Origin of the sequence: Gracilibacillus oryzae, from assembly GCF_009498735.1 — a bacterium.
Lineage (GTDB): Bacteria > Bacillota > Bacilli > Bacillales > Amphibacillaceae > Gracilibacillus > Gracilibacillus oryzae.
Genome location: NZ_ML762438.1, coordinates 1 through 12,170, shown reverse-complemented (window position 1 = coordinate 12,170; position 12,170 = coordinate 1). Strand labels below are relative to the sequence as shown.

Genomic DNA, 12,170 nt, shown 5'->3' with positions numbered 1-12,170 from the left:
AATGAGCTGATCAAAATAATTTAATTCTTCCTGAATTCTTTCCATATTAGCATAGCTTGCCTTGTCATCGAGTCCGAGGCTTTTCAATCTTTCTTTCCGAATAGTGTTAAGTTTTTCCGGACTGATTTTTAGTCCAATACACTTATGTGTCGGAATTTTAAATAAGGATTCGGGTGGATCTACTTCCGGAACAATTGGAATATTAGCCACTTTCAGGCGCTTATGCGCTAAATATTGCGATAAAGGGGTTTTTGACGTTCGTGAAACCCCAATTAAGACTATATCTGCCTGCATTACTCCTCTTGGATCTCTTCCATCATCATACCTTACCGCAAACTCTATTGCTTCCACCCGTCTGAAATAATCTTCATCAAGACGGTGAATCAAGCCAGGTTCTTCTTTGGCTTTTCTTTTAAATTTCCTCTCCATTGCTGCTAACATCGGCCCCATTATATCAACACATTCTACTTGTTTGTTTACAGCCTCTTGTATCAGGAATTCACGTAAGACAGGATTCACCAGTGTAAAACCAATCATTGCCCCTAATTGTTTTGCGTGGTACACAACACCACGCAAAACTTCTATATTTTCTACATATGGGATGCGATATAAATCATACGCATTCTCATCCATAAATTGGCTTAATGCTGCTTTTGTCACAAACTCTGCTGTTTCACCTACGGAATCTGAAACAACATATATGATTGTTTTTTCCATATGTTCATGCTTCCTCCTGAATTCTAATTAACTTTGTACCTGTTTCCAATTAATTTCAGCAAGGTCAGCAAACTTGATGATTTGTTGTGATACCGCTAATAAGAGTGCCAGGCGGTTTTCTCTTATTTGGATATCATCATCCATAACCATTGTGTTATCAAAAAACTGATGAATTGGCTGCACCAGGCGTGACAGAATTTCAAGTGATTCACCTGCATTACTTGTTTGCAGTGATGCTTTATAATCAGGTTTGATGCTTTCATATACTTGGTACAGATTCTTTTCCTCTTCCTTCACAAACAGCTCTGGATTCACTTGGAAATGATCTTCTGCTTTCTTTGCTAAATTCAGTACTCTGACAAACGCCTCTTGTTTATCTTTAAAACTTGTATCACTGCGTTTTTCACTTAATAACTTTGCTTTTGCTGTGATAAAAGAGATATTATCCAGATCATTAACTAGTACTGCATCAATTACATCTGATTCAATTTTTTCCTCTTTCATAATATATGCTGCTCTTTGCTTAAAAAATGTTTCTAATTGCTTGTGAATCTCTTCTTTTTGTGAATGGTCACTAATATGTGTTTCAAACAGCTTCTGAACATGGTAAAGAAGTTCACTGATATTAAGATTCCATTTTCTTCTGCCCACTATTTGAATAACACCTAGTGCTTGTCTTCTAAGAGCATAAGGATCTTGAGAGCCGCTTGGAATAATACCAACAGTAAAACAGCCGACAATTGTATCAAGTTTATCAGCAATACTTACAACTGATCCCACAATTGTTTCCGGCAATTCAGCATTCGCATTTTTTGGCATGTACTGTTCTTCAATTGCTTTTGCAACTTCTTCGTCTTCACCAAAGATTTCAGCATATTTGCGTCCCATTACTCCTTGTAATTCCGTAAATTCATTAACCATATTTGTTACAAGGTCAAACTTAGAAATTTGGGCTGCTCTTGTTACTTTATTCTTCTCCTCATCGTTCAACTGCAATTGTGCTGTGATGATACTTGCTATATTTGTTACCCGTTCTGATTTATCAGCAATGGTACCTAATTTTTCCTGGAAAACCATTCGGGATAACTGGTCTAAATTGCGCTCAATGGAAAGCTTTTGATCTTCTTCATAAAAGAACTGTGCATCCTGCAGTCTTGCTCTGAGCACTTTTTCATTACCACGGGAAACTGTTTCAATATGATCAGACGTTCCATTACGAACTGCAACAAAGAATGGATAAAGCTCGCCCTGGCTATCCTGAACAGGGAAATATCTTTGATGCTCCTTCATTGAAGTAATTAACACTTCTTTCGGTATCTGCAGAAAAGCTTTATCGTATGCTCCAAAGAATACGGTAGGATATTCAACAAGATGTTTCACCTCATTTAATAATCCCTCATCTATTGGAATATTCCAGCCTTTCACTTTTTCTAATTTGCTAATACCGTCTGTAATCAGCTTTTCGCGTTTTTCTGCATCTGCAATCACATATTCTTTTTCCAAAAGCTCTTCATATTGCAACGGATCGTTAATCACTATTTCTCCGCCAAGGAAACGGTGACCGTAAGTTACCCTATCTGTTTCAACTCCTGTAATTTCAAACGGAATAATGTTCTCATGATTTAATGCAACAAGCCATTTGATTGGGCGGATAAACCGTAAGTTCTGATTGGCCCAGCGCATATTTTTCGGAAAATGCAGACTTAAAATTATTTCTTTGAATTGCGGCAGTAATTCATCGACTTTTTTTCCTTCTATGAATTTCTTAACAAAGATGTAATTCGTGCCATTGACTTCTTTGAAATAGATGTCGTCAACATCTTTTCCTTGTCCTTTAGAGAAGCCTATAGCAGCTTTTGACCAATTGCCATTTTCGTCTTTGGCAATTTTCTCTGCTGGTCCTTTTACTTCTTCTTCCTGATCTGCTTGCTTTGTTTGCAGGTTCTTAATAACGACAGCAAATCTTCTTGGAGTAATATAAGTTGCGATCTCTTCAAAGTTTAAACGAAGCTCATTTAACCATGCTTCTGTTTTTTCTCTTAATTGTACTTCCGTATGATTCATAAATCGTGCAGGCATTTCCTCAAGACCTACTTCAAACAGCACATTAGTTGTTGTCATTTGCCATATTCTCTCCTTTCAGCATAGGGAATCCTAGTCTTTCACGTTCTTCCACATATAATTTGGCAATTTCTCTTGCTAGATTTCGTACTCTTCCTATATAGCCTGTTCTTTCTGTAACGGAAATAACTCCCTTCGCATCAAGCAGGTTAAAGGTATGAGAACATTTTAGTACATAATCATATGCTGGAAAGACAAGACCTTTTTCCATTGTCCGCTTTGCCTCTTCTTCATATGTGGTAAAAAGGGTAAACAGCATGTCTGTATTCGATTCTTCAAATGTATATGTAGAATGCTCAAATTCCGGCTGGTAAAAGATATCGCCTACTGTCACTCCATTTGTCCACTCTAATTCAAATACATTTTCTTTATCTTGAATGTAGGAAGCAAGACGCTCAATCCCATAAGTAATTTCAACAGCTACTGGTTTCGCTTCTAAGCCGCCAATTTGCTGGAAATAGGTAAACTGGGTAATTTCCATTCCATCAAGCCATACTTCCCAGCCTAAACCGGCTGCACCAAGTGTAGGGTTCTCCCAGTTATCTTCCACAAAACGAATATCATGTTCATTTGGATTGATGCCTAATTTTTCTAATGACTCTAAGTACAGTTCCTGAATATTGTCAGGTGATGGTTTCATGATGACTTGGAATTGATGGTGCTGATATAGACGGTTCGGGTTTTGTCCATAACGTCCATCAGCAGGTCGTCTTGATGGTTCAACATAGGCAACATTCCAAGGCTCTGGCCCCAGGCTGCGCAACAATGTCATTGGTGACATTGTCCCTGCACCTTTTTCCACATCATATGCTTGCATCAGAATACAATTCTGATCTGACCAGTGCTTTTGTAAGGTTAATATCATTTCTTGAATGTTCATTTAATGGTTCCCTCCATTATTTTTTAGTTTTCTACATAACGAAAACCCGTCCCTATGCCTTATCAATAATGTGACAAAGCATAGGGACGGGTTCTCCGCGGTTCCACCCTATTTGTTACTTCTCCGATAGAGAAATAACCACTTAAAAAGAACTGCTCCAGATTGCCTTCCTAAGTGTTTCAATATCTAGCTTACACCATCCTAGACTCGCTTTCATTGAAAAAATCTTAGTACTACTCTCTATCAACACAGATTATGTTTCAGTTATTATTAAATAATACGAGATATCTATTTTAATGTCAACAGCTAACTATCCCCGTAAATTGTCCATCTGTTTCAGAAAGCGTTTCGACTTTAAAAAATAACCACCATATCTCTCATAATATTGATCCATTATTTGCTTAAGAATAGCTTTATTTTCCTCTTTCACCGAGATATTCCCAATCCGGTCTAAGCTGACCCAGGAAAAAATCCGCAGTAATTTATACAGATTTTCATTCAGCATATAAGCATAGGAATCTTTATGATGGCAAAACTGACAAAGGATGCCGCCTTCCTGGATGGAAAAATGAGATAACTTCTCTTTCCTGCCACAGTTAACACAATTGTCAACAATTGGTGCGAACCCTGCTGCCTGGTACATTTTCCATTCATAGATCATTGTCAGTATTTCCGGATCTTTGTCTTGCTCAAACCATTCCAATGTCTGAAGCAATTGTTTATAATGGAGCGGATCGTACTGTTTCGGATCTAACACCTTATCCGTTAATTCTGCTAAAAAACTAGTATATGCTGTCAGAAATATATCTTCCCGAATTTTACGAAAGGAATGAATCACTTCTCCTTGCTGAATTGTTGCAAGCCCTGAACCAGGCTGAACTAAAAAAGATCCATGAATAAAAGGCTGCGTAATTGCAGCCATTCTGCTTTTTGTTTTTTTTGCACCACGGGCAATTGCTCCGAATTTACCCATAGTTGGTGTGAGTAATGTTACAATTTTATGTGTTTCCCCATAATCTTGTGTTTTTAAAATTATGCCTTCCACTTTTTCAAACACAAGTTACCATTCCCTTTCTGACTTAATAATGAGAGTCTTCCACCAACGAATTATCCAATGAGTCCTGATCTAATTCGGTTGAATCTTCTTCTATCTGTTTCATCCATAAATATGCTTCTATATTACCTGTTTGACTGAATATTTTCCATGGTACATCGATCACAATAAACCTCACCTTTCCTTTTGGTTGTCTTTCATTGTGCTCATTAATAGAATTACCTAAAACAATCATTCAATTAGTAATAATATTTACCATGTATGATGGTCATAAAAGCTGTCATACATTATTCAGGGAACCTTAGTATTCGTCCTGTTTGAAACCTAATTCATATAAATGGTGTGGTTTATTCCGCCAGTTTTCTTCTACTTTCACCCATAATTCCAGAAAAACTTTTGAACCAAGTAATCCTTCGATATCCTGGCGTGCTCTTTTTCCAACTTCTTTTAACATTTTCCCTTGCTTGCCAATGATAATCCCTTTTTGTGATTTTCGCTCAACGATAATACTTGCCTGTACAAGCAGCTTATCATTTTCCCCTCTATTTTTGATCTGGTCAATTACGACGGCAACAGAGTGAGGAATTTCTTCTCTCGTTAAGTGAAGAACCTTTTCTCTGATTAATTCCTGGATTATAAATCGTTCTGGATGATCTGTAATTTGGTCTTCCGGATAGAATTGCGGTCCTTCCGGGAGAAAATCTGTGAAAACCTCCATTAAGTGCTCCACATTATTCCCTTCAAGTGCAGATATCGGGATAATTTCCTCAAATGGATACTTGTCCTTATAAAGTTCTATTAGGGGCAGTAATTCATCTGGCTGTACGAGGTCAATTTTGTTAATGACTAAAAATACCGGCGTCTTATTTGACTGAAGTCTGTCTATAATATATTGATCTCCACGCCCGTATCCTTCATCTGCGTTAATCATAAACATAATGGCATCAACTTCATTCAATGTATTCTCGGCGATCTTCACCATAAAATCTCCCAGTTTATGCTTCGGTTTATGGATACCAGGTGTATCGATAAACACTATCTGTTTTTCTTTATCAGTAAAAACGCCTTGAATTTTATTTCTTGTTGTCTGTGCTTTGTCACTCATGATTGCAATTTTCTGTCCGATAACTCTGTTCATAAAAGTGGATTTTCCTACATTCGGTCTGCCGATAATTGCTACAAATCCTGATTTAAATGTTTGTTCCATTCACGTTCCTCCGTTATTCATGTTGCATTGTATATGTATATCATACAATAAATTTTATTTCATTTCATACTTTCGACAAAACTAGTGGTAATGTTTTCACAAATATTATAATCTGCAGCAGTTAATTTAGCCAATGAGGCAGAAAAATGCAACAGCCAACAATAACAGCAAATATGGCTGTTACCAAAACTGCACCTGCTGCAAGATCTTTTGCAATGCCGATCGCTTGTCTTCTGTTTGGTTCTAAGTAATTCAGTGCAGTTTCTATCGCAGTATTCATTACCTCCATGCTTATTACTGCTCCACATGCAAGGAATAGAATAGCCCACTCGATTGGTGATAATTTTGTCCAAACACCAGATATTATCACCAAAACTGTTGCTATAATATGGATCTTCACATTGCGTTCTTTCCTTATTGCATGCAAAAGTCCGTTTATTGCATACTTAAATCCAATGTAATAGCGTCGTTTATCTTGATAATCCGAAGCCATTTAAGATCTCCTCTTGTCTGGCGAACATCTTCTTTTCTTCTGCTTCCTCCATATGATCATAACCTAAAAGATGCAGGAAACCATGCAATGCTAAAAAACCAAATTCTCTGGACACCGAGTGGTTATAGTCTTTTGCTTGTTCCTCCGCTTTATCAATGGAAATAACAATGTCTCCAAGCACTACAGGAAGATCTTCCGCATGTATGGTGATTTCACCATCTGTTTCTTCTTCTAAAGCAAATGAAAGAACATCTGTCGGTTTATCTAAGTCTCTGTACTGTTTGTTTAGTTGCTGGATCTCTTCATTGTTCACAAAGGTTACCGATAGTTCAGCCAAAGGGGAAACACTTTCTTCTTTAGCTGCATATACGAGTAAATCCTCGATCAATTCCATATGTTCATTCGATACTTTTTCAGTTTCATCAATAAAATCAATTTCCATTATTACTTAGCCTCCTTCATTTTCTCTTCATTAGGGTACTGGATTCTGGAGTGATAAATTCCTTTTAAGGTTTCACAGATAACATTTTTCATTATTTCCAAATCCTTGAAGGTTAGTTTACTGTCATCCAACTGGCCATCTAACATTCGATCTTCAAAGATGGAAGCGACAATTTTTTCAATTTGTTTTTGATCCGGATTTGTCTGGGATCGGACTGCCGCTTCAATAGAGTCACAAATCGAGACAACAGCTGCTTCTTTTGTGGCCGGTTTAGGGCCACTGTAGCGAAAGTCTTCTTCCAACACATTGTCACTTTTATCTTTTGCTTTATAATAGAAAAATTTCAACAAGGTAGTCCCATGGTGCTGTAAAGCGATATCTATGATTTCTTGCGGGAGCTTTTCTTTTTTTAATAATTCGGCCCCATCAACAGGGTGCTGCATAATAATTTCTGCACTTTGGTATGGATCCAGGTAGTCATGAGGATTCTTCATTCCCATCTGGTTTTCGATAAAATAATGTGGTCTTACAGTTTTACCCAAGTCATGGTAATAAGCTGCAACACGGGCCAATAATCCATTTGCTCCAATTGCCTCACAAGAAGCTTCACTCAAATTAGCTACCATAATACTGTGATGATAGGTACCGGGAGCCTCAATTAATAATTTCCTTAATAATGGCTGGTTGGGACTGGACAATGTTAACAGTCTGGAATCTGACAAAATGCCTAAGCCTGATTCGAAGAACGGGAGCATCCCTACGGTTAAAACCGTTGCTATTATTGCCGCTAAAAATCCATAACTGCCAAATAATAAATAGTCAGCCATGTCATATTTTTCGAAAGACAATAATAAGAATAGAAATACAGTAGTCAGATTCATGAAAGCAAGGCCAATTCCTGTTTTGATAATCGCCGCCTTATCTTTCACAAGGGCCAGAAAATAAATACTCACTAATTGTGTGATCAGAAAGTAAATCCCTGCCTCCATATTTAACAGACCTGGAATATTCGCATTAAATATGACACTGCCTACAATCGCATAAATAATGGAAAACACGATCGCAACTCGTTCCCTTATTAATATCTTTACAAGCATCGAAACGGTAGCAATTGGTGTAATGAAAAAGAGAGGGTTATCTGTTGTCACATAAAAGCTTATAACTTTCATCACACCGACAATGACACATGTTAAGATAACTATCGCCGCTAGTTTTCTTGAAGTATAATGGTGGTTCTTCTTTGCACGATTCAATTCTAAGAAAATCACCATACCCAAAAGCAGCATAAGAATTAATAGTCCAATTAAGGGAAATACATTTCTTTCTTCGTTTAACAAACCTGTAATCTCTAATTCTTCATAAATTTCATTCGTAATAAGCTGACCCTCTTCTACAATCATTTCTCCAGCACGAATCAGGACAGGCTCTACGCCCTCTCTTGCTAGCTTTTGTGCTTCATTTGTCTGGTCTGCTGAGAAAAATGAATTAGGCTCCACCCCATAAACAATTAGCGGTTCTAAAGCTTGGACAAGGGAATAATCTAAGGTAGAATAGCTTAATTTCTGTTCAATCTCCTTAATAACCTGTTCTTCTTCATCAACTTTTACCCCTGTGTGAAAAACATCATATAAGGAAGAAGAGATTAACTCTTTTGCCAACATCCTGTCAGCTGAATCTGCTTTGAATAATGCTGTAAATACTTCAGAATTCATCTCTCTGACAGATTCTTCTTCTACCAATTGTTTTAAATAATTTACTTTATCTGTAACTGTAATAGTTGATTTGGACAAGACTTTTTCTAGATCCTCTGATTCAATTTTCTCTATTACTTCAAAGATCTCGTTCACGGAAGCTACTTGTTCCTCCGTTACATCTGTTGATATTTCGTAGTGGTCTTCAACAGATTGCACAGCTTCCCTTATTCTTCTTTCTGTTTCCTTTGTGTTCTCTACCGTAATGGGTGAGCGAATCGTTTCTTTTGCTGATGAGAACTTCTCTATATCATACGCTTCCATATACACATTCGAATAAGTTAACGAGAAAAAAATCGCAGTACAAAGAATAGCAGTTATTAGATAACGCAGCCAGTCATAGCGAAAATAGTATGTAATTTTCTTTATAATACGCTCTTTGCTCATTACGATCCCTCATTTGGTGGGGCTTGGTTTAGCACATGAAAAATTCAGGCAATAAACCAAGCCTTATTAAGATTTATATTCATTATTCATACGCTTCAATGATCTTTTGAACAATTGGGTGTCTTACTACATCTGCTTGTGACAAGTAAACAAAACTGATTCCTTTCATGTTCGCAAGCTTCTCCTTGGCTTCCACTAAGCCTGAATGAACTCCTTTAGGTAAGTCCACTTGGGTGACATCACCTGTTATGACCATTTTGGATCCGAAGCCGAGACGTGTCAGAAACATTTTCATCTGGGCTGCCGTCGTGTTTTGTGCCTCATCCAAAATAACAAATGCATCATCAAGGGTACGTCCTCTCATATAGGCTAATGGAGCAATTTCAATTGTCCCTCGTTCAATTAACCTCATCGTATGTTCTGTTCCTAATACGTCATGCAGTGCATCGTAAAGCGGACGTAAATACGGATCGACCTTTTCTTTTAAATCACCCGGTAAAAACCCTAAGCTTTCTCCAGCCTCAACAGCTGGCCTTGTCAGGATAATTCGCTTTACTTTGCCGCTTTTTAAAGCCTGGATGGCCATCACCACAGCCAAGTAAGTTTTTCCAGTACCAGCTGGCCCGATTCCAAATACAAGATCGTTCTGTTTCATTGATTGCAGATAATTGCGCTGCCCTAATGTTTTGACCCGGATGGATTTTCCTTTCGCTGTCTTTGTGATCTCATCTTCAAAGAGGGCAGCAAGTTGATCAATTTTCCCTCTTTTTGCCAACTCTACCGCATAAATGACATCACGCTCAGAAATCGGAATGCCCTTACGGATAATGGTAAGTAATCCGTTTAGTACTTCTTCAATAATATTAATATCTGAATCGCTTCCTGAAACACTAATTTGTTCTCCTCTGGACACAATCGATACAGCCAATTGCTCTTCTAGTTGCTTTAAATGTCTATCCTCTGTTCCAAATAAATCTAGTGCTTCATTCGCATTTTCTAATTGCAGATCAATTACTTTTAAATCTTCTGGCATAATCAGTCTCCTTGGGTTATTGATTGTCGCTTCGTAATATCTTCTAATACAGTATAATATATAGTTAATTTTACTTTACCATTCTCTTCCCGTTCGTGCAAAACTTTTTCATCTTCTATTTTGGCATCAAGTGGAATGATTTGTCTTAACCTTCGTTCGGCTTGTTCCAAAGCAAGCTTTTTTGCTTCTTCTTTTGTTCTTTTTTCTAAAATTTCTTCCTTTTCCCGAATGGTTTGTTTGACATAACTGACAGGGATCTTCCAGTTGAGAAAATAAAACTCCTGCTCTTCTGCCTCTACTTGGACATCTTTATATTCCGGATTACCGAAATTCCATACAGGTACTAGAAAGTTAAACATATTCAGATAGTGTTTTACCGAAGTTTCCCCGCTTAACACATCATATTGATCTTCCAATGGGACAGTGATTGAACTGCGGTACCAAACCTTTGCAATCACTTCTCCCTGGGCAGCAAGAGGTGTTTGTTCATTAATATGTTCCTCGTCCGTTTCTTCTATGTCTGTATTGTTTAAATATGCTGAAATTAAAATATCATTTTTTGCTACGACATCATTCACCTTAACAAGTGGTTGTCCTTTTTCCGCGTAAATATCGACAATGACACCTTCTTTGGTTGCGACAAGATGTCCTGGCGCATCTTCTTCCTGCTTTTCTACCCTTGTCTTCTCTACACCTTCTAAATGATAGGCTGTCCCTCTTTTGGTTACACCAATCCACAAGAGTTCTGGTATATCTTTGATCAGCTGTTCCTGAATATCACCAGGTGACCCAATATTCCATTGAAAATTGCCTGGTGAGACACCATAATCCTGAAGCTGTTCAAATACTTTATTTTCGATTTCTTCATCTAATCCTGCAACATCTACTTTCCAGACCATATTCGATAATAAAAAAATAAAACACACTGCTATCATAAATCCAATTAATAGTGGCTTTTGATATAAGGTATGTTTTAATAAAAAAGGAAAACCCTGCTTTGTCTCAAAATAAATTTTATGAATGGTTTTCCGTTTTACTTTTCTTAATTTGGGTAAATCACGAAGATCAATATCTCCATAGCATGTTGTCCGGTCCAGTTTTCTAATATCCCATACGGCTATTCCATTTCTTGTGCACAGATCGAAAAACAGCTCTGGATAATCTCCTTTAACTTTTATGGTTAGCGTACCGGAAAACCAATTTTTCTTTTTATAAAACATTTAACCTTTCCCTCCGGTTTCGGTTTTAACACTTTCATCTTGAAAGGTTATATCCTTTATTTTTCCCTCTAATAATATTTCCTGCCCTACCATCATTTTCAAAACAAAGTCACTCCCAATGATCCGTACATAGCCTTGGTGTACCTTGAGCAGTAACTCATCTGCTTGAAATATGACCAGGCCCTGGTGATTTTCAATATAAAAATGAATGGAGCCGATCGTTGTAATTCGGGGGAGCTCCAGCATCACTTCAGAAGGAAGATCAAATGTTCTGGTTATCATTCTCGTTAGTTTTTCTTTCCACTGTGCCAACAGACTTCGCCCCCTTCCCCATCAGTGTATGAGCGGGACAAGAGGGATATTCCAGAAAAACAATCTCAAGCTTATATATAGGATTTACTTTCTATTTCAACACGAAGCTAGTTAGACTCTTAGAACTGCTAAAAAAACACAGCATGTTCTATTAACATAAGCCGTATTTTCGGACATTGATTATGGTTGCACTCATGTACTGATTTTGTAAATGCTATTGCTCCGCTGGGGGAAAACAGTCGCTTTCACCACGGGCATAAGGGCGACATCTACTTAAGAAAATTACGCTTTCGTAGTGTCTTCTTTACCACGGGCACTGCTTCAGCTGCTTGATCTAGACTCCTAGACCAACGAGAGGAACGAATAGCCCGAACTAAACAGTGTATATGCATTAGATAAGAGATTGCACGTATATTAACTCCCATAATATCTGCATCTTTAAAATAAAGAGCTGTAATTCTAGTGGAGTAAATAAACGTAGACTGATATGAACGAAACTTTCAAGTCATCCTTCAAAATACTTCCTAGTTTCTTTTTTGGTCAACTTTAAGCT

The 12,170-nt window shown here is 37.5% G+C and carries 12 protein-coding genes; all 12 read right to left on the bottom strand.

Annotated features, from left to right (window positions below; genetic code table 11):
• On the bottom strand, window positions 1-717 hold a 717-nt coding region (locus F9U64_RS15775), incomplete at its 3' end, for a pyruvate, water dikinase regulatory protein (RefSeq protein WP_228275755.1).
• 27 nt (window positions 718-744) lie between these two features.
• Window positions 745-2,838 carry a glycine--tRNA ligase subunit beta gene (glyS, locus tag F9U64_RS15770; protein ID WP_153405785.1) on the bottom strand — a complete coding sequence of 698 codons (2,094 nt, stop codon included), beginning with the start codon at window positions 2,836-2,838 and terminating at the stop codon, window positions 745-747.
• The gene (gene glyQ / locus F9U64_RS15765) at window positions 2,825-3,718 is read right to left on the bottom strand and encodes a glycine--tRNA ligase subunit alpha (protein WP_153405782.1); all 894 of its coding nucleotides are present in this window, start codon (window positions 3,716-3,718) and stop codon (window positions 2,825-2,827) included. The genes glyS and glyQ overlap by 14 nt, the downstream gene beginning before the upstream one ends.
• 310 nt (window positions 3,719-4,028) lie before the next feature.
• Window positions 4,029-4,775 carry a DNA repair protein RecO gene (recO, locus tag F9U64_RS15760; protein ID WP_153405780.1) on the bottom strand — a complete coding sequence of 249 codons (747 nt, stop codon included), beginning with the start codon at window positions 4,773-4,775 and terminating at the stop codon, window positions 4,029-4,031.
• A gap of 22 nt (window positions 4,776-4,797) precedes the next feature.
• A complete protein-coding gene (locus F9U64_RS15755) occupies window positions 4,798-4,938 on the bottom strand; it encodes a YqzL family protein (protein WP_153405777.1) in 141 nt (46 codons plus the stop codon).
• Between the two features lie 135 nt (window positions 4,939-5,073).
• The gene (gene era, locus F9U64_RS15750) at window positions 5,074-5,979 is read right to left on the bottom strand and encodes a GTPase Era (protein ID WP_153405774.1); all 906 of its coding nucleotides are present in this window, start codon (window positions 5,977-5,979) and stop codon (window positions 5,074-5,076) included.
• Between the two features lie 121 nt (window positions 5,980-6,100).
• Window positions 6,101-6,472: a diacylglycerol kinase family protein gene (locus F9U64_RS15745; RefSeq protein ID WP_153405771.1), complete on the bottom strand. Its 372-nt coding sequence runs from the start codon at window positions 6,470-6,472 to the stop codon at window positions 6,101-6,103.
• On the bottom strand, window positions 6,450-6,914 hold the full coding sequence (gene ybeY, locus F9U64_RS15740) for an rRNA maturation RNase YbeY (protein WP_153405769.1): 465 nt from the start codon (window positions 6,912-6,914) through the stop codon (window positions 6,450-6,452). Before ybeY ends, F9U64_RS15745 begins: the two co-directional genes overlap by 23 nt.
• 2 nt (window positions 6,915-6,916) lie before the next feature.
• Window positions 6,917-9,052, bottom strand: coding sequence for an HD family phosphohydrolase (locus F9U64_RS15735; protein WP_153405766.1), 2,136 nt, complete (start codon window positions 9,050-9,052; stop codon window positions 6,917-6,919).
• Between the two features lie 82 nt (window positions 9,053-9,134).
• Complete coding sequence (locus F9U64_RS15730; protein ID WP_153405763.1) at window positions 9,135-10,085, bottom strand: PhoH family protein; 951 nt, start codon at window positions 10,083-10,085, stop codon at window positions 9,135-9,137.
• Window positions 10,086-10,087: 2 nt separating this feature from the next.
• Window positions 10,088-11,305, bottom strand: coding sequence for a sporulation protein YqfD (gene yqfD / locus F9U64_RS15725; protein ID WP_153405760.1), 1,218 nt, complete (start codon window positions 11,303-11,305; stop codon window positions 10,088-10,090).
• Complete coding sequence (yqfC, locus tag F9U64_RS15720) at window positions 11,306-11,617, bottom strand: sporulation protein YqfC (RefSeq protein ID WP_194287407.1); 312 nt, start codon at window positions 11,615-11,617, stop codon at window positions 11,306-11,308. It lies immediately after the preceding gene.
• Window positions 11,618-12,170 lie beyond the last annotated feature (553 nt).